General features: G+C 38.6%; 14 protein-coding genes. 8 read left to right on the top strand and 6 right to left on the bottom strand.

From position 1 onward, the window contains the following. Positions 1-4: 4 nt before the first annotated feature. The 4 genes from NPUN_RS11835 to NPUN_RS41770 form a co-directional block, all read right to left on the bottom strand. Positions 5-1,345: an IS4 family transposase gene (locus NPUN_RS11835; RefSeq protein ID WP_012407308.1), complete on the bottom strand. Its 1,341-nt coding sequence runs from the start codon at positions 1,343-1,345 to the stop codon at positions 5-7. A gap of 510 nt (positions 1,346-1,855) precedes the next feature. Next, entirely contained in the window at positions 1,856-3,097 is a 1,242-nt protein-coding gene (argJ, locus tag NPUN_RS11840; protein WP_012408920.1) for a bifunctional ornithine acetyltransferase/N-acetylglutamate synthase, read from the bottom strand. Positions 3,098-3,818: 721 nt separating this feature from the next. Beyond that, positions 3,819-5,294 (bottom strand): Asp-tRNA(Asn)/Glu-tRNA(Gln) amidotransferase subunit GatB, encoded by a 1,476-nt coding sequence (gene gatB / locus NPUN_RS11850; protein ID WP_012408921.1) that lies wholly within the window; start codon positions 5,292-5,294, stop codon positions 3,819-3,821. A gap of 72 nt (positions 5,295-5,366) precedes the next feature. Then, positions 5,367-5,513 carry a hypothetical protein gene (locus tag NPUN_RS41770; RefSeq protein ID WP_167315612.1) on the bottom strand — a complete coding sequence of 49 codons (147 nt, stop codon included), beginning with the start codon at positions 5,511-5,513 and terminating at the stop codon, positions 5,367-5,369. 567 nt (positions 5,514-6,080) lie between these two features. Between NPUN_RS41770 and NPUN_RS11855 the strand changes: the two genes are divergently transcribed. Further along, the gene (locus NPUN_RS11855; RefSeq protein ID WP_012408922.1) at positions 6,081-6,431 is read left to right on the top strand and encodes a hypothetical protein; all 351 of its coding nucleotides are present in this window, start codon (positions 6,081-6,083) and stop codon (positions 6,429-6,431) included. Between the two features lie 184 nt (positions 6,432-6,615). Here the strand turns inward: NPUN_RS11855 and NPUN_RS11860 are convergent, their stop codons facing one another. Next, positions 6,616-7,626: a cyanophycin synthetase gene (locus NPUN_RS11860; protein ID WP_012408923.1), complete on the bottom strand. Its 1,011-nt coding sequence runs from the start codon at positions 7,624-7,626 to the stop codon at positions 6,616-6,618. Between the two features lie 383 nt (positions 7,627-8,009). On the opposite strand from NPUN_RS11860, the gene NPUN_RS11865 reads away from it, so the two are divergent. From NPUN_RS11865 to NPUN_RS11875, 3 genes are all read left to right on the top strand, one after another. Continuing rightward, positions 8,010-8,246: a hypothetical protein gene (locus tag NPUN_RS11865; RefSeq protein ID WP_012408924.1), complete on the top strand. Its 237-nt coding sequence runs from the start codon at positions 8,010-8,012 to the stop codon at positions 8,244-8,246. A gap of 775 nt (positions 8,247-9,021) precedes the next feature. Next, positions 9,022-13,233, top strand: a complete 4,212-nt coding sequence (locus NPUN_RS11870) for a PAS domain S-box protein (RefSeq protein WP_012408925.1) — start codon at positions 9,022-9,024, stop codon at positions 13,231-13,233. Next, positions 13,230-14,198: a response regulator gene (locus NPUN_RS11875; protein WP_012408926.1), complete on the top strand. Its 969-nt coding sequence runs from the start codon at positions 13,230-13,232 to the stop codon at positions 14,196-14,198. Before NPUN_RS11870 ends, NPUN_RS11875 begins: the two co-directional genes overlap by 4 nt. A gap of 410 nt (positions 14,199-14,608) precedes the next feature. Here the strand turns inward: NPUN_RS11875 and NPUN_RS11880 are convergent, their stop codons facing one another. Further along, positions 14,609-15,523: an alpha/beta hydrolase gene (locus NPUN_RS11880; protein ID WP_234711094.1), complete on the bottom strand. Its 915-nt coding sequence runs from the start codon at positions 15,521-15,523 to the stop codon at positions 14,609-14,611. Between the two features lie 1,166 nt (positions 15,524-16,689). On the opposite strand from NPUN_RS11880, the gene NPUN_RS11885 reads away from it, so the two are divergent. The 4 genes from NPUN_RS11885 (at position 16,690) to NPUN_RS11900 (ending at position 26,473) form a co-directional block, all read left to right on the top strand. Further along, positions 16,690-16,869, top strand: a complete 180-nt coding sequence (locus NPUN_RS11885; protein ID WP_041565349.1) for a hypothetical protein — start codon at positions 16,690-16,692, stop codon at positions 16,867-16,869. 383 nt (positions 16,870-17,252) lie between these two features. Then, positions 17,253-18,476: a hypothetical protein gene (locus NPUN_RS11890; RefSeq protein ID WP_234711095.1), complete on the top strand. Its 1,224-nt coding sequence runs from the start codon at positions 17,253-17,255 to the stop codon at positions 18,474-18,476. A gap of 156 nt (positions 18,477-18,632) precedes the next feature. Continuing rightward, positions 18,633-20,942 (top strand): NAD(P)-binding protein, encoded by a 2,310-nt coding sequence (locus NPUN_RS11895; protein WP_012408929.1) that lies wholly within the window; start codon positions 18,633-18,635, stop codon positions 20,940-20,942. A gap of 188 nt (positions 20,943-21,130) precedes the next feature. Further along, complete coding sequence (locus tag NPUN_RS11900; RefSeq protein ID WP_012408930.1) at positions 21,131-26,473, top strand: trifunctional serine/threonine-protein kinase/ATP-binding protein/sensor histidine kinase; 5,343 nt, start codon at positions 21,131-21,133, stop codon at positions 26,471-26,473. Positions 26,474-26,500: the final 27 nt, after the last annotated feature.

A 26,500-nucleotide genomic window follows, 5' to 3' on the forward strand; every position in this document is an offset into this window, starting at 1 on the left:
CAATTTACGAGGGTTCAACACCTGTGGAAAGGGGATGAATACGTCCCAAAGAAGTGAGCTTGGCAAAAATTTGGGCTAGTAAAATAGGCTCAGGCTTTTGAGGAAGTATTTTTAACATTTCATGAACATATCGAAAACCACGGTAATAAGCTTTCAGGTCAATAATGCCAGAACCAGGATTATGTTTACGGAAATCAGCTAGAAGATGATGGGATAAATTGACCATAAAGAATGCAATATTAGCAGCATTAGTCACAGCAGTTTGGCTCAGATTCATAAAATCTTCCAAGCCCCAGAATTGCTTGGCATCCCGAAAATTAAACTCGATTTGGAAACGAAGCTTGTAATAGTCAATAATTCTGTCAGCCGTCAAATCTAAGTCGCTGGAAAATAAAATTACATGGCTACGTATATTGGCTTTAAGATTAGTTTTGACTAAAATAACTACATTGAGAGACTGAGCAAATTCTTTGTGAAGAAGAGTAGCTTGATAAATATCAGTTTGAATTCCATCTTCAATATCACTTTTACACAAATATTTCTCAGGTAGATTACGGTAGTCTAGTTTTTCCCCGTATTTACGACGAGAACGTTTATTCGAGTCAGGATTTTCATAAGGGATGTATAATGCTGAATCATGGCGCAGCTTGGAAATTATGTGCAAGTTAACTTGTCGTACCATCTGCAAGGCATTGTTGTTACCAAAATGACCATCTACTACCAAGTATGTCAAGGGGATAAAGTTAGCTACTAGCTCAAATAGTGAGTTAATCATCTTTTTAATTAACAAGAGTTCAGATGTTAATATCACTTCGGTTTTGTTTTTATTCTTACTGCCTTTCGGTCGTCCCCGTCCACGTTTCTCTTTAGCTTTTACTTTTTTGATTGGCAAGGTGTTATTTATTTGGGCATCACTTTTAATTACCTGTTCTATTCCAATCGGAAATGATTGCCTTCCTTCTACGCTTACTAATGACAATACGAAGAAAGATAAACCATTAATTGGTTTACTAGCCAGGCTAGAAAAAAATCTATCTACTCCGTAAGTTTGCTTCCCCGATTTACTAACTACAACTTCATCTCCTGCAAGCAAATACACATCATTTTTTCGCCACAAATGTTGACGAAAAAACAGCCAAAACAATGTTGCCCAAGGTATTACTGTAGAAAAAAATCTCCCCATTGTCCGATAGCTACCGCCATCACCTGCCCAACGGGCAATTCCCAACATCGTGACTCGACCACTTAGAGCTAACATTGCCAGGATAATTTGGTTCAATTGCCGCATCGTTGTCGCGTTTATCTGCGGTAGCAGGCATTGCAGGAGTGATAAGATATCGGGCATGGGTTGATTGTGGCTTTTGAGTTGTCGTTTGGGAAGACAATAACTCTACTACATCAGCCCTCTCTCTTCACCCTCTGATTTTGGCTAAGGTATTGAATATATAAACTATTGTTTATGGAGACTATTATATTTACACTATGATTTACTGTTTTCGCTTATTTTATAACTTCCTTTTAGCCGTAATTGGTCATATATAAACTCTTATTTATGGAGACTATTATATTTAAATTATGATTTATATCAAGTCCGGTCAATCACTTATGATTACCGCATCTGTGCAAAAATCGAAAAAGCCTCTTTCCCCCTGCCTCCTGCGGTCTAAATGATAAGTCTTTAGCCGGACACGATATTACAGGTACATAGTTTCCCTCACAATGTATTTGTATCAACCTTAAAATCAAATGGTATTATGAATTTCCAATATGTATGGGGTAGACATCTTTGCCCACCCCATACATATTGAATAATTTATTTCTTGTTTGAAAATCCCTTGTAGCTTTTGTGAGCAGTTTACGTAGTATATTCGGCGTTAATCCTCACGTAGTCATAACTCAAATCACAACCCCAAGCTTTACCCACACCATTACCGTTGCCAACATTAACGGAGATTAACACCGTATCATCTTGGAGATAAGCACCCGTCGCTGCTTTTTTCAAATAAGCACTCGCTGCTGCACGGTCAAAAGTTAAGGGTTGCCCGTTTTCTAACATTAAGAAATTCCCTAACTTAATTTGCAGGTTTTCTTGCTCAAATGGTATACCTGCACGTCCGGCGGCGGCGGCGATGCGTCCCCAGTTGGGATCTCGTCCAAAGATTGCAGATTTAACTAAGGATGAACCAGCGATGGTTTTGGCTATTTGTCGGGCTGAGAGTTCATCATGGGCCCCTGTTACTTCCACTTCTATTAGACAGGTTGCGCCTTCACCATCACGAGCGATCGCTTTGGCTAAATGCTGGCAAACTGCTGTTAACATGGCTTCTAATTTCTCTGCTTCTGCGCCCCATTCTATAATTGCTGGGGTACGAGATTGACCATTTGCCAAGGCGATTAAGCTGTCGTTGGTGCTGGTATCGCCATCCACGGTAATGGAATTAAAGCTTCTATCAGCCGCTCTTGCTAACATTTGTTGCCACAGGGCTGGGGAAACCACAGCATCACAAGTAACAAATGCCAACATGGTTGCCATGTTGGGATGGATCATACCGGAACCTTTGGCAATGCCCCCAATTCTGACAGGGCGTTCACCTACAATTGTCTCTAGGGCAATGGATTTTGTTACTAAATCTGTAGTGATAATCGCCCCAGCTGCGGCATCTGAACCTGTTGCTGATAGTGCTGCTACTACCTTGGGAATCCCACTTCGCAACGCATCCATCTTAATTCTTTGACCAATCACGCCAGTGGAAGCCAATAAGACAGATTCAGACGAGATGTTTAGTGCGTGAGCTATTGCCAGAGAAGACTCTAGGGTATCAAGGTAGCCTTGATTACCTGTAGCGGCATTTGCTTGTCCAGCGTTGCAAAGGATGGCACGAGCGCTAGGTTTAGCTTGCAAGCGTTGGCGACAATATTCGACACAGGCAGCTTTAACTTGACTGGTGGTGAATACACCAGCTGCGATCGCTTCCACCTCTGAAAATATCAATGCTAAATCCGGCAACCCCGAAGGTTTCAACCCTGCGGTTATTCCCGCCGCCTGATACCCCCTTGGTGCTGTGATACCACCTGTGATTCTTTGCCAATCTGCCATTATTCTTCCTTATAACTATCAGGTTGGATAGGTCAATTTGTGCTTTAAAAAAGTGCGAAGAGACGCGATTAATCGCATCTGTATAAGAGTTATGAGCTTACCCCCGGTTCCCTTGCTCCCCAATTCCCAGTGACTATTATGAGTTTATTTGCTGATGGCAATAATAATGCACCAGTTGGCGATTAGCATAATTGTTTTTACCTTTCTTATGAAGAAAGACAAATATAAAAAAAGAGAGCGACCCAAGTTGCTCTCTAGAGCATTACGGTGCATCTTTTACTCACAGTATATATTTGATTATTTAAAAGTTAATACTTATTGATTAAGATTATTTCTAAAATTTTAATGAGCTACTCCGTAAATACCACAAAATTAGATAAAAAAGAGAGCTACTTAGGCAGCTCTCCAGATCATCAGGGTGCATCTACTTACCACACTATATCATTTTAGGTATGCGGGTAGTCACCAGTTTTTATATAAAGATTTTATGAAGAAACACCGAGAAAATACTTACTTTAGGTATGGGACATTGGGCATTGAAAAGAGGCAGAGGGGCAGGGGGAAGAGAGAAGGAAGACAAGGGAGAGGGGGGAGACAAAGAAGGAACTTGTTTAATAATTCTCTCTTATTCCTCTTCTGCTCCTTGTCCTCCTTGTCCTCCTTGTCCTCCTGCTCCCTTACTCCCTACTCTCTCACCCTTCAAACCTGCTTTGACAGACTACTAAGCATTCAGTTTCTTTTCTACCAATTCGTTAGTCAGCTTAGGATCAGCACGTTTGGCTGTCTTTTTCAGAACTTGTCCCACAAAGAAGCCTTTAAGGTTGGTGTTACCGTTGCGATACTTTTCTAGTTCTTTAGGATTGGCGGCTATGACTTCATCAACGATAGGTTCTAGTACAGTAGGATCGGTAATTAACTCAAGACCTGCAAAGGCTTTTTCAGGAGAAATCCCACTGAGCAAATCTGGCAGTTTTTCTTTAGCTTGAGCATTACTAATTTTGCCCGTTTCAATGCGAGTAATGATCTCAGCTAAATTGGTGGGAGTCAGCTCGATTTGAGTAATAGTGAGTTTTTGCTTATTAAGATGGGCTGCGATATCTTGAGTAATCCAGTTTGCAGCAGCTTTGGGATTTGCTCCAGATGCGATCGCAGTTTCAAAATATTCGGCTATTGAACGATCTTCTGTCAACACTCGCGCATCGTAAGCCGAAAGCCCTAACTCACTTTCATAATGATGGCGTTTTTGGGCTGGTAATTCTGGTAGTTCGCTACGCCAATTTTCTAATTGTTCATTTGACACCTCAATTGGTGCTAAATCTGGTTCGGGGAAGTAGCGGTAATCGCTAGAACCTTCCTTTACCCGCATACTACTTGTGCGTTGAGCGCCTTCTTCCCACAGCCGAGTTTCTTGAATAATGCGATCGCCTGCTTCAATGGCGGCGATTTGGCGCTCAATTTCGTAGTCAATCGCTCGTTGGATGGCGCTGAACGAGTTCATGTTTTTAATTTCTACCTTAGTGCCAAACTCCTTTCGTCCCACTGGACGCACAGAAATATTGACATCGCAGCGCAGAGATCCTTCTTGCATATTACCGTCACTCACGCCGAGATACCGCACAATCCGGCGTAACTCTTCGGCATATTCAGCAGCTTCTAATCCAGAACGCAGATCGGGTTCCGAGACAATTTCGACTAATGGTATACCTGCGCGATTGTAGTCTACCAGAGAATAGGAAGAACCAGAAAGGCGATCGCTGCCGGCGTGTACCAATTTTCCTGCATCTTCTTCCATGTGCAGACGTGTAATACCAATGCGTTTGCGGCTGGGATTGCCTTCAGCATCTACCAATTCTATTTCTAGCCAACCATGTTCTGCGATCGGTAGATCGTATTGAGAAATTTGGTAATTTTTGGGTAAGTCAGGATAAAAATATTGTTTCCGGTCAAACTTACTATATCTGGCAATTTGACAATTCAGTGCCAAACCAGTTTTGACAGCGTATTCTAATACTTTTTCATTGAGTACAGGTAAGACCCCAGGTAAACCCATACAAACCGGGTCAATGTTAGTATTTGGGTCAGCACCAAATGCCGTAGAGCTATTAGAGAAAATTTTGGTTTTGGTACTCAGCTGACAATGGGTTTCTAGACCAATAATCGCTTCATACTCAGTTTTTACAGTTGTAGCAGTCGTCATAATATCACTAATTTCGGCATAATCCTTGTAGTGGTACTATTGTAGCGGCGTATTGAGTTGCGCTGAAGACGGTTATTTGGGTGAGTAATGCTTACCCTCATGAGCTTGAAAAGGAAGTTGTAAACCTAAGATGAAGAAAATCTTGATTATTGGTTCGGAGGATGCTGGTAAATCTACCCTAGCCCGCGAACTGTGAACCATCTTAGGCTTAGAAGTCATTCACTTAGATACTTGGTACTGGAATTCTGGCTGGGTTAAGACTCCAAAAGCAGGTAAGTATCTTGTACTAACTGATGATCTTAAATTAGCAAATTATCTTCAGAGTGTCGAAATTGACGTGATTAACTTTAACAATATTCGGCTCTTTAACTGGTAGTAAAACATAAAATTTCACCACATACCTATTGCCCCAACCTATAGTAGTCCGCTCAATGGGGTAAATATGCACACGACTAGCTTCCCTTAAAAGGCTAGTTCTAATTCCCTTCTTTTTAAGAAATAAGGGTTAGGAACCATAAAGCCTTTAAAATTAAAAGCGTAATTATTTAACTAAATATTAAAAATATACGCACTCGTTAATTAATACTTAAAACTATTTAATAATAAATCAAACTATTAAACAAACTTAGCACTCAAGGCTTGTTAGTGCTAATTTCTAACTGAACTTTAACACCTATGACATAAATCAAAAGTATACTTTTTATAGATGCTTAAGTTAGGTCAAAAGTATTATAATAGAGAGAAAGTAAAGCTTCCTGCAAGTAATTTATAACTCGGAGTACTAGCATGAAATACACTTTTGATATTGTAGGAGTATCTCCACTTTTGCAGTTTTTTAATCACCAACAGCAAAATGAGCAAAAACCACCCCACCAAGGTGTGGAATACTTGGGGATGTATACGTGTACACTAGATACCTTTCTAGAATCGGTAGAATCTGTTCCAGCCAAGTGGGGTTGGAATCTAGATCAAGTGGTAGATACCGTGATTCAGTTTTGGTTGAACAACTCAGACAGTATTGGTTATTGGAAAGTACGTTTAAGTAATGCTGGTAAAGATAATTTACTAGTCGCAAGATTGGCAGATATAACCGCCTTACAAGCTGAATTTGAATCCCTTCTAGATAAGAAGTGGTAAATAGATAGCTAGATATAGGACTCATATTTGATTTTTGAAAAAGCTCAGTATAACTGAAAAATCCTTCTTTCCTCTTGCCTATTGCCTATTGCCTCTTGCCTCTTACCTGTCAACGCTACATTGCGCGAACAAAAATCAAAGCAGATTCCTATAGGAGTATGAATTGCTGCGCCTCCAGCCAAAATCAATGCTTTTCTCTGTTATTTTCGTTTTCAAGTATTTTGAGAATTTTGAGATATAGATTTTCTACTCTCTTGGTCTGAACTTCACCAAAAGATGCATAGTGACTTAAGCTAGGAGCGCCATTTACTTCAAGGATTGTATAATCTACTATTGGTGAGGTTATATCACTAGCAAGAATATCCACACCTGCTAATCTCAGTTGCATATCTTTTGTAATACTTACTGCGAGTTTTTGAAAATCAGGATGAATGCTTTCTGTAAAGTCTACTGCTTCACCTCCAGTTGATAAATTTGCATTATCTAAAAGATATACAATATTATTCTTAGGTATCACACTACTAAAATTTAGCTTCCGTCTTCGTAAGTTTTTTTTAATTCTGTAATCATCAAAATCTATAATTTCTTTTCTACCATTTTTGATAAAACTTTCTTGCTTCTGTTGCATAAGCTTTAAAACATTAGACTGGCCATCTCCGGTTATAAATAGGGGAATTCTTTGATATGCTGAAACTACTTCATCATCAAGTACTACAATTCTATAATCATTACCATTATAAAATCGTTCAACAATAAAGCCTGAGACTTTTTGCAAGATTTTCTTGGCTATTTGATAGTATTCTTGCTTATTATGAACCTTGGTAACAAATATTCCTTGACTGAGATTAATTGGTTTGACAATTACAGGAAATCCTAACTCTTTGGCATAATAAAATCCTTGATCTATATTTCTAATATTACCTATTTCTTCGCATAATTCTTCACTAAAAAATGTTTTTCCTTCGGTAACTTTGTAGCCAAAATTATTCAAAAAAAAGCTGGAAACACTTTTATCTTTTGCTATTGCCGTTGAACCCGAAGAATTAATACTAAATCTGGTATTTCTGAAAAAACTTGTATTCCCGTTTTTAAAAGTAATTAATCCCACAAAGATGCATTCTGGGTCTACTAAAACTACTGCTCCTATTTCTTCTGCTACTTTTTGAATGATTGATGTTACAAATGGTGTTTCCATTATGATAACTATAATTTTATCGGAGGAACGTTAATATTCATTCTCAAATGAACTTTTGAGAGTCTCTTTTAAGACATTAGCGTTAATCTTACCACTGATACTGATTTTACTTCTGCGTATGCAAACAAATCATGAAAGCTGAATATTTGGCAAACCTTCTGCTTGAAGATTTTTTGGTGCTGGAAACAGTTGCAAATTAAGGCTTTGAGATTCATAGCTACCTGAAAATTAGAACTTATTTGGTCTAAAATTTAGCGCTAAGTGTTGACAACTTATTAATAATCGAATAACAAGGTGGCAGCAGCATAAAAAAAAGCGTTAGTGCATTCCTACCTAGAAACTAATTAACGCCCTTCATTAAACTTCATACGGATAACATCATTATGCCAGAAAATACGGTTAACCAAGCTTCTAAATCAGACAATCAGCCTATTGCTTATAAAGAACGCCTCAATTCTTGGGCGATCGCTCGTCAGCTTCCTAATACGCAACGGGAAATTGTTGCTCGCTTCCGCAGCCGTTCTGATGCCGATGGCTATATGCGACACCTCCCCCAGGAAATTCCAAATGCTTCCTATATGGTTGTTTTTGATTGCCAACGCGAAGCATCTGTGATTTAAAGTACAAGTTTACGCAATAGACCTATCTTGAAAATAGGGAACAGAGAAAGAAATTTTCGTTATAGATTGTGTTCGCGTAGGGGGTGCTTTGTCCTTACTCTGTTCATTAGTATCTTTTTACATTCTTGTGGTGAAAAGGGAAGGGTTAAGGGGAAAATCCAATCCCTTTAACCCTTGCTCTTAATCTCTTCTTTTGCGAGCAAAAAATTAAAAATGTATAAGTGTAGCATTCACTACAAACTAATTTCAATACAGCAGTTTTCCTTTGCATGAAAAACAAAGCTACTAGGGGAGAAGGCAAAAGGTAGAAACTCTTTATATATGATGCGTGAGTTCTGCATTTTTTTACCTTACTTGCTTAGAAGCCGCTATATTTATTACATTACTTAACTTACTTTGATTTATTCTCGCCCACTTACTTAATTAGAACCAGAAGTTATTAAATTTTTTACCATTAAATTATATACAAATATATTACTAGGAATTACGTACTGCACAAAAGAGTCATGTTGTGAGTCAAAGTAAATACGTCGTTTCAGATTTATATTAATCATTAATGATGGGAAATAAATCTGTGTGGTAGGAGCAATTCATGAATTACCTCTACGACGGATCTGGTTTCTCAAATCATCTATACTTGGCCTTTCTTGTCAATGCGTAAGTCCTAATTACTTCAAAAAATCCGTAATTGCCCCCTTGCTATTGATATTTTAAATTACTTAAAAGTAAAGGTTAGTGTAATAAGCCCTGAAAGGAAGTGCTTGAGGGTCAATAAGTGGTCAAACAGCGCCGATATCACTGGTTAAAAGCTGTAATATTTTTCCGCAAACGAAAATTACTAGCTTTGTTGTTGGGGATTTTCTTCTCAATCTCTGTAGTTTTACTCTGGCAGAGACTTTCAATTCAGACTCCAGGGTTATTAAAACCAGTAGTATTGATTACAGGGTTATTGGTTGTCACGCTGACATTATCAATCTGTTTTGCCCTGGCGATAAAAGTAAATAATCAGCAAATAGCACTCATAAATCAGGATCTAACTCATAGGATTTTAGAGCAGAAACAGGTAGAAATTACCCTCCGCGCCAGCGAAAATCGTCTGCGCCAGTTACTGGAAACTGTCAAAGTCATCCCTTGGGAATTAGACTTGAAAACTTGGCGATTTATTTACGTTGGGCCACAAGCGGTAGATTTGTTAAATTATGCGATCGCAGACTGGTACGAAGAAAACTTTTGGATCAATCATCTGCATCCGCATGATAAAGAAAAGTCTGTTCGTTTTCGTCAAGAAGCAACTGCTAGATGTGAGAATCACGAATTAGAATATCGGATGTTAGCAGCCGATGGGCGAGTTGTTTGGCTACGAGACGTTGTTAGCGTAGTTGAGGAAGCAGGAACTCTTACTACGCTGAGGGGGTTTATGTTTGACATTACTGATTTAAAGCAGGTTGAAGAAACCTTGAGACTCAGAGAGAGGGCACTTGCTGCTACCAGTAATGGAATTATTATTGCCGATGCCAGACTTCCCTATAATCCGATTATTTACGTCAACTGCGCTTTTGAGAAAATAACAGGCTACACTGCTGCTGATGTGATTGGGCAAAACTGTCGATTTTTGCAACGCACAGATAGCCAGCAACCAGCACTCAATGAACTGCGTTCATCTCTTCAAGCTGGAACAAGTTGCAAAGTTATTCTCCGTAACTATAGTAAAGATGGTGTCTTGTTTTGGAATGAGTTGTGTATTTCTCCTATTCATGACGAAAATGGCAAATTAAGCCACTTTATTGGAATTCAGACAGATATTAGCCAGCGCAAGCAAGCCGAAGCCAGTCTGCGTCGGCAAGCCCTCACTTTTGAAAACATGCATGATGGCGTAATTATCACAGATTTAGGCGGAAATATTATTGACTGGAATCCTGCTGCCCAAAGCATGTTTGGCTATACCAAAGCCGAGATTTTGGCTAAACATATCAGTATTTTGCATCGGCCGGAAGTAGCCGCAACATTAAGCGCCAAAATTCTCGAAAAAATCAACCAGCAAGCACGCTGGTCAGGGGAAATACACTTTCTTTGTAAAGATGGCAGTCAGGCAATTTGCGAAACAACAGTAGTATCTTTACAGGATGAACAAGGAGAAACTGTTGCCACTGTTGGCATCAATCACGACATTACCGAAAATAAACGAGCTAAAGAAGCATTGCAACGGCAATTGCATCGCACCCTATTACTTGAACAAATTACTCAAGAAATTCGTCAAAGTCTTGATACCAGCAAAATCTTTGAGACGGCTGCTACCCAAATTGGAAAAGCTTTTAAAGCCGATCGCTGTCTAATCCATTCTTACATTAGCGACCCTACACCTCGAATCCCCCTAGTAGCAGAATATAACACACTCCCCGGTTATTGCTCCATGCTGAAATTGGAAGTTCCCATGACTAACAATCCTCATGCAGAGCAGATGATGGCACAAGAAAGTGCGATCGCTTCCCCGGATGTATATGCCGATCCTTTACTCCAGGCAGCTGAACCTATCTGCCGAAAAATTGAACTGAAGTCTATGCTGTCAATCCGCACCTCCTATCAAGGAGAACCCAATGGTGCGATCGGATTACATCAGTGCAGCTATTTTCGCCAGTGGACACCAGACGAAATCGAATTACTAGAAGCAGTGGCGGCTCAACTGGGTATTGCTCTCGCACAGGCTCAGTTACTGGAACAAGAAACCCACCGACGGGAAGAACTTACCTTGAAAAACTTTGCCTTGGAGCAGGCAAAACGTCAGGCTGAAGCCGCAAATCGGGCAAAAAGTGAGTTTTTGGCAATGATGAGCCACGAAATTCGGACTCCAATGAATGCTGTTATTGGCATGACCGATCTCCTGCTGGATACTGACCTCACCCCGCAACAGCAAGACTTTGTAGAAACAGTTCGCAGTAGCGGAGATGCTTTGCTCACCATCATCAACGACATTCTAGATTTCTCCAAAATTGAGTCGGGAAAGCTGGAGTTAGAAGAACAGCCTTTTGATTTGAGAGCTTGTGTAGAACAGGCTATTTCTCTATTAGCCCCGAAAGCTGCCCAAAAAAATATCGAACTAGTTTACCTAATCCAACCGCAAGTTCCAACTCAGATCGTTGGCGATATGACACGTCTGCGCCAAGTCTTAATGAATCTCCTCAACAACGCCATTAAGTTTACTGAACGCGGAGAAGTGGTACTCTCTGTTGAACTGGGGGCTGGGGATTCAGTCAAGCAGGGGGAAAATTCCTCTCCTCTGCACCCTTCCCTCGTTCGGCTACGCCCTTCTCTACGAGAAGCTGCGCCCACGACTACGCTCAGGACAAGCTCACGGCAAGCCCGCCCCTCTGCCTCTTCCGAGTCCCCAATCCAAATTCAATTTGCCATCAAAGATACAGGTATTGGCATTACACCAGAGAAGATAGAGCGGTTATTTCATCCTTTCACTCAGGCTGATGTCTCCATGACTCGACGATATGGCGGTACAGGGCTAGGGCTAGTAATTAGCAAGCGGCTTAGTAAGATGATGGGAGGAACTCTTTGGGTGGAGAGCCAAGGGATTGTTGGTGGCAATCCTAGTCCTAGATGGAAAAGTAGAAAATCATTATCATCTCCTTACTCTTCCCAAGGTTCAACATTCTACTTCACCATTACTGCCCAAGTGCCTGCTGTACCAGAAGCTGAATTTAGTAATTCGCCGATGCAGCTTCAGGGAAAGCGCCTGTTGATTGTGGACGATAATCTGACTAACTGTCAAATTATCAGCTTGCAAGCAGAGTCTTGGGAAATGGAAACTTATGCTGCCAAATCTGCTAAAGAAGCGTTAGCTCAACTTGCTCAGGGAATACAGTTTGATATTGCCATTTTAGATATGGAAATGCCAGCAATGGATGGTATAACCCTAGCTCGTCAAATCCGCAGGCAATCTGGTTGTCAAAATCTACCTTTAGTGATTCTTACTTCTTTAGGTAGAGAAGAAACATTCTCTGACTTTGGTGATGTCGAGTTTGCTGCCTCTTTGAGTAAACCGATCAAACAGTCTCAACTCTACGATGTTATAACCCGTGTTTTAGGAAATCAGCCCAGCGAAGCGAGTATTACTGATTTTCCCTTGGTTGATCGGCATTTGACCCATCCACTGCCACTACGGATTCTTTTGGCAGAAGATACGATTGTCAATCAAAAAGTTGCCTTACTGATGCTACAGAAAATAGGTTATTCAGCTGATGTCGTAACTAATGGGGTAGAAGTACTCAAGGCTTTGCAAAAACAGCCTTATGACCTAGTGTTGATGGATGTCCACATGCCCGAAATGGATGGGTTAGAAACAGCTCGAAGAATCTGTCAAGAATGGAAAGTCGGTTTTCGTCCCCATATCATTGCGATAACTGCCAATGCAATGCGAGGCGATCGCGAAGTCTGTCTTGCTGCTGGTATGGATGACTACATTAGCAAACCGATTCAGCTTCAAAAGTTAGCTCAGGCACTCAGCAAATGCCCACGCCAAAGAAGTCTTGAAGTCACTCCCATAGTCAAACAAGATCGAGTGAGGTACTTAGAATTGCAACCTTTGCAAAATATTTTCCAAGAAGGGCAAAACCAGACATTAAAAAGTGACAAAATTGATGCCAAAATTCTCCAATCCTTACGGGATATAGTCAGAGGCGATCGTGTTGTATTTGCTGAACTAATTAAGTGTTATCTTACAGAAACACTGAGACTGGTACAAGATATTAGCACTGCGATCGCAACTCGGGATGCCCAGACTATATGGAAAGCAGCCCATCAACTTAAGTCTAGCAGTGGTTCAATTGGAGCGATCGCTTTAGCACAGCTTTGCAAGGTTTTAGAAGCACAGGGACGGAGCAGTGAATTAGAAAACACCATAGAATTACTCCCGCAGTTATACCAGGAATATGAACAAGTTAAAACTGCCTTAGAAAAAGAACTTGCGAAGGAAACACCATGACAGCTACTGCTCAAGAAAGCCAATCTTTAGTTCTAATTGTTGATGATGAGCCTTTTATCCGCATGATACTTCGGCATTTCTTGGAGCGGGAAGGCTATAAAATAGCGGAAGCTCAAAATGGCAGAGAGGCTTTAACTGCTTTTAACCAACTGCACCCTGACATAATACTTCTTGATGCCATCATGCCGGATATGGATGGGTTCGAGTGTTGCACTCACTTAGAGCTTCTTGATTGCAGCAAGCACACTCCAGTTTTAATGATTACAGGACTTGAGGATCAAGAGTCAGTTGACCGGGCATTTGCAGTGGGAGCAATGGACTATATTACCAAACCGATTCACTGGCCAGTTTTACGACAACGGGTAAAACGCTTGATTGAGCAATCTCAGTTACAACAAAAACTGGAAGCCGTTAATTTGGAATTGCAGCGATTAGCTACTATTGATGGATTAACTCAAATAGCTAACCGTCGACGCTTTGAAGAGTATCTTAACCAAGAGTGGCAGCGCCTAAAACGGGATAAACGGCCTCTTTCCCTGATTCTTTGCGATGTTGATTTCTTCAAATTATATAACGATACTTATGGGCATCGAGTAGGCGATCGCTGTCTTCAAGAAATTGCTAAGGCTATCAAAGATATTATTAAACGTCCCGGAGATTTAGTTGCCCGTTATGGTGGAGAAGAATTTGCTGTGATTTTACCTAACACAGACACCGAAGGGGCGACTCATGTTGCCAAGAAAATTTGCCATACTGTCCGAAAATTGGCAATACCTCATGAAAATTCCGAAGTTAGTCCTTATGTAACCATTAGTGCTGGGTTTACGACAGAAATTCCTCAGTCAGATTCTGACTTGGAAGAAATGATTGCCGCAGCAGATCGGGCATTGTATCAAGCAAAGGCAGCAGGACGCGATCGCTTTGTGCAAGATATTTTACTACCCAAAAGTAAAAATGAGTGGTAAAAATCTCTAGTTAAGGCTTGCTGCAAAAGCTTCGTAGGTTCGGTTGCGCGGAATTCATAAAGTAGTGCGATCGCGGCTTGATTCAGTAGAAAAGCGATCGCGGTTCCGTATGAGCGATCGCTAGATTAATCCCTAACCACAGGGATTAATTATGACAATTATATTTGTTGCAGTACTTTAACGATTGCAGTGCCAGCCCCCTCATCCCGACGCTTTTAAAAGATAAAAAGAATTGCTCTAAATAAGTGGGCGTAAATAATTATCGTTGGGATAAGGCAATAGGCAATAGGCAATAGGCAATAGGTATAAGGGTTTTAGCCTAATTCATTAATATTACATAGTTTGATTTTATTGTGCCAACCTACTTACTGTAGTATTAGAAGAAAGCGAACTGTATTGACTCTAAAGCTTCAAAATTTGGGTTCCTTTTCCAAAGCTATTATTTGTCTCAAAATAGCCGTGCATAATGAGCTGTCAGTATCTAAAAAACCATTCACGATTGTAAAGTGGTTTTCATTAGGCTGTGGTAAATATTCACCAGGCAATTCTTTTTCTTTCCATGCAGCCAGAAAATCTAGGGATTGTCGTTGAAACTCTAAAGTCTCTTTGCCGCCATAAGTTACAAGTAGAGAACCAGCTTTTTCAGGAAGATGACGGATAGGACTATTGCGAAGAACTTCAGCCCAAGTAAGTTGTATTTTGGGTTGTAGCCAGGTGTATGGAAATGGCATTAAATCAAACAAACCGCTAATAGCACAACCACCTTTAATGATGTCATCTGGTAGTGCATAGTCGTTTTTCCAGTCTGTAGCCATGAGCATCGCAGTTAAGTGACCACCGGCTGAGTGACCAGCTACATGGATGCGATTGGGGTCTGCACCAAAGCTTTCTGCATGATTATAAATCCAGGCGATCGCTGAACGATTTTGGCGGACAATCTCATCAATGGTTACTTTGGGACACAAGCCATAGTTGACCACTACCACTGTTACATTGGCAGCTACAAGACCTTGGGCGACAAAGCTAAAATCTTTACTGTTGGACATTATCCAATAGCCACCGTGGATAAATACCAAAATTGGTGCTTGTGGTTGCGTTGCAGGAAAAATATCTAGATGTTCGACTACGGTAGAACCAAAAACAACATTTAGATGACAGCGTAGTTTTTCACGCACCTTAGCACTGTTTGTGGCATACAAATTCATATATCCAGGTATATCAAGACCTTGTTCACTGGGATTGTACTGGTAATCTAGCTCGGCTTGAGTTTGAAAATTGTGGTACAGCATTGAGTTTTCTGGTTTAGCGCGAGTGATTTTAATCAAAACAAATTAATTCATTCTGTTAGCGGTAGCGGGGCGTTTAGCCCATTCTGACTCCTGATCGAAAAAGCGGATAACGCAGCGTAAAGCCTGCGGCACAGCGTCTCGTAGAGAGCGTCGCATCTTGATTCTGACTTCTGAATTCTTCTTCAACTAAATTTTTGAGTGAATTAATTCCTTATAAAGTCAAAGTCTTATGTTGCTTTAAATTAGTTAGAAGAATCGCTAAACAATTACATGAACTTTTATATGGGAAATAGCCTATAATCTTACTGAAATACTCATCATAAATCTGATAAAAGGAAGTGATAGCAAAGAACACAAAGCCTTTCCACCAAGGATTACATTACTGAATTACATAGGATATTCATAAAGGGTTTAAAACATTTATTCACACAAATAAATAAGATACAAAAGGTAAATAATTCCGTATAGTTTCGGTGTAAGTCTTTTGATAAATTTACTGCTTCTACGTTCTCTTACGCAAGTTTAATTTTTATTCTTGAATAAAAATTCACTATTTTCTGACCTTTGTAAAGTTAATATCAAATTATTGGAATAATTGATCTACTCCTTATGGCAGTTGCGGTAGTAAGCGCTATCTGAACAATCTTTAGCTTGAGCAAGACAAACTAAGGAGGTTGATTCATGTTGTGTATTGAAGAATTGATCGACTTAGATTTGTTTGAACAGCTCTCTAAAGAGCAATTAGAGTAGATTTGCGATCGCGCTCAAACGGATGAACTAGGCACCGGAGAAGTATTGACACATAAGGGAGAACCGGGATACGGCTTATTTAGCCTAGTCAAAGGTAATAGACTTCTTGCAGAAGTGGGGGAAAGGGGAAGGGTTAAGGGGGAAAGGGAAAATTCCATCCCTTTCCCCCTTAACCCTTTAACCTTTCTCCGACATCTTGCAAAAGGAACTTTTGCAAGATGTCTAATGAATCTTAACCGCTAGACAGAAAGAGTTGAAATTCCTATTGGGCAACATGAAGCCCCATCATTTTTTAGTGAAATTCCAGTACTTACCGATGGTTTCTGTGACAGTGCAGGCATTGGCAAATTGTCAATTCTATGAAGTTAAGCAGATATTACATCGTCAAAGTTAAGGATGCGTAGTTTAGCTATGTAGGCATCGCTCTCTTATGTGAGGGGTAAGCGATCGCAGTGTATCCCAAGATTGGCGAAATCACTGCTGATGTGGGTCATTGGAGTGGGGAGCTGGCGGTAAATCTGGCGCGAAGATTCGGTTTGGCAGATCCTTTTGGTATAAAAGCATCTGCTGAGGGAAGACTTAAAACAAGACCCTCTACTGATGGGATTAAAATTACAAATTATCGAGGATGAAAGTATTACCCCACAATACCTTTACGATTTTGACACTTCATATACTGGCTGTAGTTCTGCAACGGCTAAATACAAAAGCTGAACCTACCAAAACATTTAGATTCTCTATGTAGCCAAATTTATGGACAAAACCATGATTATTCACAGCTTCCCCGCACAACAGAAAAGCTTAAAACGCACTTATATAAGCATTTTTAAGCATTTTTTCAAAATTTCTAATTTTAATAAAGACAAATTAAAACTCCTTTGACACAATAGTACAGAAACAGAGAGGTATCTAATATTCTCATCTCTCTGTATATATGATTAAGCAACTAGACTGATATAAAAAGAACCAAGCCACTTATCAAAATACGATGAACCCCAACAACCCTTTGCAGACAATGCAAACAAGTTTCCATACGGCTTTAGGTGCTGTTAGTGAATTTACGGCCCTACTTCAAGAGCCCCAAAAACTCACGAATTACTTTACCAGAATGCAACAAAAGCCGGAGCAATTGTTCCAAGATTTAGCAGTAAAAGGCAAAAATATGGAACAAGATATGAATAGTTTTTTCAAAAATTACTTTTGCGGAGGTGGTAACAAATCACCATATCCCAAATATATAGAACGGGCAGATGGACAGGCTTTTAACCAACCTTATGAAATCAAAGGGACAAAAATGTATGGCTTTGTCGTTGAGGGTTCAATGGCGAAGTTGCAAGAGGTCTGTGATAAATATCTCAACGATCCCAATAACGGAGAGATTGAATATCGCCCAGCAATGAACTATCTTGTCCTGACGTTCAACAAGATAGATTCTTTAAGTTCCATCTATCCTCCCGACTATGACAAAGGAACTGTGCATGAAGAAGAAGCCATCTTTTGGATGTTAACAGTGGTAGGTAAAAGAGTCGGGCCTTTATTCATAGCCGAACGCCTAGCTTGGTTTATGCCTTACGTGTACGTGAATAATTCTCCCATCCTAGTTTCTGGTAGAGAAGTCTATGGCTTCTTTAAAGAACTTGGCCTATTTCAGATCCCTGAATTAAATCAAGAACCGGATTTATTTACTGTAGATACCTTAGTATTTAAAGAATTTTCTCCTACAAGCCAATCTATAGATGCTCGCCTACTGGAAGTTCAACGCATCAATAAAGGAGAGAAACATCCAGCTATCAAGACATGGGACACCTTTGAAGAAGCAGCAAGAGCGATCGCTAGTTTATTATTTGACAATAACGAAATTCTGATTCCTGGCTTACAGTTACCCTTCAATTTCCTCGAATATCTCCTAGAAAAAATCGTCCCACTCGTTACCCTCAAACAAATTCGCGACGTAGAAAACAGCAAAAAAGCCTGCTATCAAGCACTGATTGAATCCCCCATGCAACTACAAACCTTCTATGGCGGAAAACTCTTTGGCTTCAATGGTTTTGGCGATCAATTTCAACTAAAAATCAATAATTTCGCTAGCCAACCCATCGTCCAAGACTTAGGACTACACAAAGGCTATCCCGCAGGTAGCCAATCAGTAAATATCCCCGTAAAGCTTGGTTTCGTGCTGCACTTCGACTTCACCCTCAAAGATGGGAAAGCCGTTTGGCAAGCACCACAGAAAAATTAGCATTGGGCGAATATGATTTCTTACTGCACAAGCAAAATCTATCTAATGCAAAATCAAGGGTTTACTAACTAACCTGCGGAGACAGGTTTTGCCTGTGTAGTCGAGACTTCTAGTCGCCCAAACTTTCACAACTAATGCCTATCAGGAAAAACAAATATGTCTGAAACCTTTAAGCCCAAAAAAATCGCTATTTTAGGCGGTGGAATATCATCCCTAACCACTGCATACGAATTAACCAGTCAACCAGGATGGGATAGTCTCTACGATATTACTATTTATCAAACAGGTTGGCGTTTGGGTGGTAAATGTGCAACTGGACGCAACATTAAACCCCATACACCCAATTCTGAACCAGACTATCGCATCGAAGAACACGGACTGCACATTTTTTTTGGATTCTACGAAAATGCTTTTCGTCTACTCAAGCAATGCTACGACGAACTAGGTGGTAACGGGCCTTTCAGCACCATAGAAGATGCATTCAAACCTCACAGTCTCATCGTCTTAGAAGAATACATCAATAAAAATTGGAAAACTCTGCCTTTTGATTTTCCTACCAATTCTCTAGTTCCTTGGGAAGGTGGCGGCATTTCTTCTCTTTGGGAACATATCTGCACAACCATTGAATTCGTCATTCAGACTTACGCAGTAATTGATGATTATAGTCAGTCAAAGTCTACCAAAAGTTCTTCAACATCTGTTGCCAAACAAATAGCATTAGGCAAGGAGGTAATGGAATTTTTATCAGATAGTAGTCTCTTACAGTTTCCTAGCCAGTTGATTCAGTTACTTCTCCAACAACCCATGTTTTGGGGAGGATGGCTGAACAATATCAACGAATTTATTAGTAATATCCTTCAAAACCTAGATTTGACTTCTGAAAAAGTTTTCTTAAATCTTGCCTACAACCTAGTTAAATCACTGCCCAAAAATACCAAAACTCACAGACGCGAACATCATAAGTTAATTCTTAAGCTCATAGACCGTTTTAAAGAACAGCTGATTCGTCAGATTGAATCTAAGGTTGGGCAAAACCCTGATATGTTTTGGCGTTTAACACTCATTGATTTAGCATTAGCAAACATCCGGGGTTTGTTTGTGGATGAGATAATTGATTTTCGTTCCCTAGATAGTTTAGATGAGTACAACTACAGAGATTGGCTACTAAAACACGGAGCTAGAGAATCAAGCGTTAAATCAGCATTTATTCGCGTCTTATACGATTTAGTTTATGGTTTTCCAGAAGGTAATACCGATAAACCTCAACTAGCAGCCGGAACAGCTATTCGTGTCCTCACAACTATCTTGTTCAAATACAATGGCGCAATCATGTGGAAAATGCAATCAGGGATGGCAGAGGTAGTCATCACTCCACTATATGAAGTGCTAAAGCGTCGTGGTGTGAAATTCGAGTTCTTCCATGTTATCAAGCAATTGCATCTGGATAACAATCAGCAATCAATTGCCAGTATCACTTTAGCTCGTCAAGTAAATTTAAAAAACCCAAAGCAAGAATATCAACCGCTTATCGCAGTTAAAGACATTCGTTGTTGGCCTAGCGAACCTCTCTACGATCAGATTGTCGATGAAGAAGCCCAAAAACTTCAAGATCAAGAAATTAACCTTGAGTCATATTGGACACCTTGGCAGAATGTAGACAAAATTACCCTCACCAAAGGTAATGATTTTGATATTGTGTTGCTGGGAATTTCTATAGCCGCCTTACCCTCCATTTGCAGTGAATTGCTCCAAGCTAAAAAAAATCCGGCTCACCAAAAATGGAGTGAGATGTTAACGCAAGTCAAAACAGTAACTACTCAAGGCGGACAAATATGGCTTAAGCCTACCTTATCGCAATTAGGATGGCAACAATCTAGCCCTGTGCTAGGAGCTTACGTTGAACCACTTGATGTCTATGCAGATATGAGTGAGTTAGTACAACGAGAAAATTGGCCTTCCGATCATTATCCTTACAATGCAGCTTATTTCACTGGTGTAATTGCAGATCCAGGGATTCCTCCCCACACAGCTTATGATTTCCCAGCTAAAGCCCAAAAAAAAGTAGAGCAAGAGGCAATTAACTTCCTCAACAATCACATCGGACAGCTTTGGCCTAATGCTACTCAGCCAAAAAATCCCCAAGGTTTGAATTGGGATTTATTAATAGATTTTCAAAACCGTCAGGGAGTAGAACGCTTTAAAGCTCAATACTGGCGAGTTAACATTAACCCATCAGAACGCTATGTACTATCTGTACCTGGAAGTAGCAAGCATCGACTCAAAACTGATGAATCTGGGTTTGATAACCTTTATCTAGCTGGCGACTGGATTAACAACGGTTACAATTCCGGTTGTGTGGAAGCGACAGTAATGTCTGCAATGCAAGCAACACGAGCTATTCTAAATCAATGCTTCCATATAAAATACACCAAAGAAATTATTGGTGAGTGGGATTCTTGGTTATAATGAGGTGCATTTTGACAAACTCAACAAAAAGTAGCATTATTTAGGTTGTTAAAACCTATACTATTTGATAAATCGATACATTTTTAATGTTTGTTCCATAACAGACTTTAAAAATGTATTTATTATTCTCTGAATAATAGGCTCGTTAGTTGGAACATTGAAATTTTATTAAAATATTAGTATTACCAATGATTGTATTATCGAATTACCAAATTATAGAATTAATTGATGAGGGAATAAAAACTGCTGTTTATCGAGCCAGGAGAAATCAAGATGGTCAAATAGTAGTTATTAAACTTTTAAAAACAGAATACCCTGAGCTAAGAGATATAGCAGCGTTAAAACATGAATATGAGCTAATCAAAAATTTAGATATCCTAGGAGTTATTCAAGCTCATAGTTTAGAAAAATACAACAATGGTTTTGCTATTGTTTTAGAAAATTTTGATGGAATTTCTCTCTACAAAAGTATTCAGACAGAAAAAATAGAGTTACAAAATTTTCTTAATGTAGGCATTCAAATTACTCAAGCTTTAGGTGAATTACACCAAAATTATATTATCCATAAAGATATTAAACCACAAAACATTATTGTTAATTTAGTTACCTATCAAGTTAAAATAATTGATTTTTCTATCTCATCATTGCTTTTTCAAGAGAAACCCAAACTCAGCAATCCTGATTTGCTTGAAGGAACTCTAGCCTATATGTCTCCAGAGCAAACGGGAAGAATGAATCGGTCAGTTGATTACCGTACAGACTTTTATTCGTTGGGTGTAACTTTTTATGAAATGCTCACAGGTCAGTTACCATTTTCAGCAACCGATCCAATGGAGTTAGTTCATTGTCATATTGCTAAACAACCCATAACAGTAGAACAATTAAATCCACAAATCCCTCAAGTAATTTCTGCAATTATTATGAAGCTACTCAGCAAAACTGCTGAGGGAAGATATCAAAGTGCTTTTGGGATTAAAGCGGATTTAGAAACCTGTCTCGATCAATTAGAGAAAACTAACTCTATAACCAACTTTTCTATTGGCCAGCAGGATCATTCTAGCCAACTGCAAATTCCCGAAAAGTTGTATGGACGAGAAGCAGAAATAGATATTTTAATGAATGCTTTTGAAAAAGTTAATCAAGGAAATAAAGAATTACTATTGGTTGCAGGTTACTCAGGTATTGGTAAATCAGCATTAGTTAACGAAATTCATAAACCTGTTATCAAAAACAGAGGTTATTTTATTGCTGGTAAATTTGAGCAATTTCAGCGCAATATTCCTTATGCTTCACTGATTCAAGCATTTCAAGAGTTAATGCAGCAATTACTTACAGAAAGTGAAGCACAGTTATCTACTTGGAAAGAAAGACTTTTAGAGGCTTTAGTTCCGAATGCTCAAATTATTATTGATGTCATTCCTGAACTAGAACTGATTATTGGTAAACAAACAGAAGTACCACAACTAGCTTCAGCAGAAGCACAAAATCGCTTTAACTTGGTTTTTCAAAAGTTTATCAATGTGTTTGCTCAAAAAGAACATCCATTAGTTGTATTTTTAGATGATTTACAATGGGCAGATTTAGCTTCATTAAAATTAATTCAGTTATTGGCTACAGATGCTGAAATTAAATATTTATTGCTCATAGGAGCTTATCGAGATAATGAAGTTGATCCTAGCCATTCTTTAATGCTAGTTTTGCAGGAAATTGAAAAAAATAGTAGCCCTGTCCAGATTGTTCACTGTCAAAATCTGAAAATTACTCATGTTTGTCAATTAGTTAGCGACACTCTAAAATCTAGTTTAGAGAACTCCAAAGAATTAGCAAAATTGATTTTCAATAAAACTGGTGGTAATCCATTCTTTATAAATCAATTACTCAAGTTCATTCATCAAGAAAATTTACTTTTATTTGATTTTATCACTGGTCAATGGCAATGGGACATTCAGCACATTCAGACGCTAGGAATTACTGAGAATGTTGTTGAATTAATGATAGGTAAAATTCAAAAGCTCAAAGACACTACACAGAATATTTTAAAAATAGCTGCGTGTATTGGCAATCGATTTAATTTAAATATACTTTCTTGTGTTAACGAAAAATCTCATAATGACACAGCTTTAGAGATTTGGGAAGCATTACAAGCTGGTTTAATTATACCTTTAAGCGATAATTATAAACTACCACATCTATTAGATTATGTTGATATTTTTGTAATTGATTATAAATTTCTTCACGATCGGGTGCAACAAGCGGCTTATGCTTTGATACCCAATGAGCAGAAAAAGGAGATTCACTTAAATATTGGTAGACTGCTATTAAAGAATATAGACGAAAGTTTACTAGAAGAAATAATCTTCGATATTGTTAACCAATTAAATATCGGTATTGAACTAATTATTTCTCCAGAAGAAAGATATAAATTAGCTAAGTTAAATCTTATTTCTGGACGTAAAGCTAAGGATTCTGCTGCTTACGAATCTGCTGTAAAGTTTTTGAGGCAAGGTCTAAGTTTACTTGAAGTTGATTGTTGGCAAACCCATTATGAATTAACTCTTAACCTTCATGTAGAAACCGTAGAAGCGGACTATTTAAATACAAATTTTGAGCAAGCAGAATCATTATTTATCAGTGTTATAACCAATAGTAAAACTATTCTTGATGCTGTTAAAGTATATGAGAAGAAAATTCAGTTTTATGTTGCTCAAAATCAAATGCGAGAAGCATTAGATTTAGATTTGCAGGTGCTAGAGATGCTGGGAGTTTCTTTATCTCAAACTCCACCAGCAGAGTTAAAAGTTGAAGAATTAGTCAATTTGCCAGAAATGACTGATGCTCATAAGCTAGCTGCTATGAGGATACTAATGACAGCTATGCCTCCCGCTTATTTAGCCGATCCTGCACTTTTACCACTGATTGCTTTTACGATGGTTGATTTATGTGTGCAGTATGGCAATTCATCTTTTGCAGCTTATGCCTATGGTTTTTATGGGCTAATTTTATGTGGGCCTCTTAAGGAGATTGAATCAGGTTATAGATTTGGTAAATTATCTTTGCAGATTTTAGATAAATTCAACGCTAGAGAAATCAAATCTAAAGTGTATGCACTATTTAATATTTTTGTTAGACATTGGAAAGAACATATTAAAGCAACTATAGAACCTTTACAAGATGGTGTTCAAAGTGGTTTAGATACAGGGGATATTGAGTATGTGGGTTACAATGGATTATTAGTTTGTTGGCATCCTTTTTGGGTTGGAGAAAACTTAAATACTGTTGAACAAAGACTAGAACAATATATTAATTTATCACATAAGATAAAGCAAGAGCATTTTACTATTTGTTTGCTTATCTTAAAACAAATGGTAATCGAATTAGTTCAAGGGCCGGATAATAAATCTTACTTAGAAGGTGATAGTTTTAATGAATCAGTAATGCAGAGGATGGCAGGAAATATTACAGCTATTTTTTATACTTATCTTGCCAAAAGTATTTTAAGTTATTTCTTTAAAGATTATAGCCAGTCTGTTAAAAATGCTCAATTAGCACAACAGTATGAAGTTGCAGTTGGTGGGACTGTTTATCTATGTGAATATAAGTTCTATTATTCTCTGGCATCGTTAGCCTTCTTGTTAAAGACTACTTCTGAAACAGATATAAAAGCTGCTATGGAGATAGTAGAAGAAAATCAAAAACAATTAAAAGATTGGGCAGATCATGCACCTGTAAATAATCAGCACAAATACGATCTAGTAGAGGCAGAAAAAGCACGAGTTTTAGGGCAAGTGTTAGTAGCAATGGAATACTACGATCGCGCAATTCAAGGGGCTCATAATTTTGGATATATTCATGAAGAAGCGCTAGCTTATGAATGTGCAGCAGAATTTTATCTCAGTCTAGGAAGAAATGAATTTACCTCACTATACATGACAAAGGCACATTATGGTTATCGCCGTTGGGGAGCAAGTGCTAAATTTAAGGATCTGGAATTAAAATACCCAGAATTAATTGCTAAGGTTTCCGCTCACTCTCAAGTAGGCTTTACAAGTAATACTATTACTACTTCTACTGCTAATGAAAAGTCAAGCGGACTAGATTTCATTACAGTTATTAAAGCATCGCAAGCTTTATCAGAAGTAATTTTATTGGAAAATTTGTTAGAAAAGCTCATGAGAATTGTAATTGAGAATGCTGGCGCTCAAACTGGTATTTTACTTTTACAGAAAGGAGGGAAATTATTTATTGAAGCTCAAGCTGATGTCTACCAAAATGATTTAATTGTTGGTCAATCAATACCAGTTGAAAATATTCAAAATTTGCCTATATCTGTAATAAATTATGCCACAAGAACAAAAAAAGATGTAGTTTTATCTGATGCCAGTAATGAAGGAAGTTTTACGATAGACCCGTACATTGTTGAGCATCAAATAAAATCTCTTATGTGTACTTGTATTGTGAATCAAGGCAAACTTATTGGGTTACTTTATTTAGAAAATAATTTAACAGTGGGAGCATTTACTTCGGATAGAATACAAGTCTTAAAAATACTATTTTCGCAAGCAGCTATTTCCTTAGAAAATGCCCGACTCTACGCCAACTTAGAAGACAAAATTGAGGAAAGAACGAGGGAGCTAAATGAAAAAAATGTGCGATTAAATCAAACACTGCATGAATTAAAATTAACTCAAACTCAGCTTATTCAAACAGAGAAAATGTCAAGCTTGGGGCAAATGATTGCTGGTATTGCTCATGAAATTAATAACCCTGTAAGCTTTATTCATGGCAACTTAGAGCACATTAATAATTACACGCAGGATTTACTTAGTTTAATTAATATTTATCAAAATCTCTATCCCAATGTAGCACCAGAGATTGAAGACTTTTTAGAGAATATAGATGTTGATTTTATTAAAGAAGATATCCCTAAAACTTTATCTTCGATGAAAATTGGTACGCAACGCATTCGAGAAATTGTGCTGACATTGCGTAATTTTTCTCGGTTAGATGAGGCTGACATGAAACCTGTTAATATTCATGAGGGAATTGAGAGTACGTTACTAATTTTGCAAAGCCGTCTCCAAGCCAAACCAGGTAAGCCTGCAATTGAGATTATCAAAAATTATAGTGAGTTACCAAACGTGGAATGTTATGCTGGGCAACTCAATCAGGTATTTATGAATATTCTGAATAATGCGATTGATTCTTTAGAAAGGTCAAATCAGGGAAAAACAGCAGAGGAAATTAAGAGTGATTATGATGCGATCGCTATTCGTACCCAAGTAGTCAATCCTGATTTAGTCGCAATTTTCATTAGGGATAATGGGGTTGGTATGAGTGATAGTGTCAGACAAAAAATATTTGATCCTTTTTTCACTACTAAACCTGTGGGACAAGGTACTGGTTTAGGATTATCAATCACTTATCAAATTGTAGTAGACAAACATCACGGGACAATAGAGTGCATTTCTGCACCTGGGCAGGGTGCAGAGTTTATTATTCAAATTCCCTGTCGGCAAAAGCGGGTAATCTAGCATAAGATAACGCTCTAATTTACACCC

It is taken from the genome of Nostoc punctiforme PCC 73102 (genome assembly GCF_000020025.1).
GTDB classification, from domain to species: Bacteria; Cyanobacteriota; Cyanobacteriia; order Cyanobacteriales; family Nostocaceae; genus Nostoc; species Nostoc punctiforme.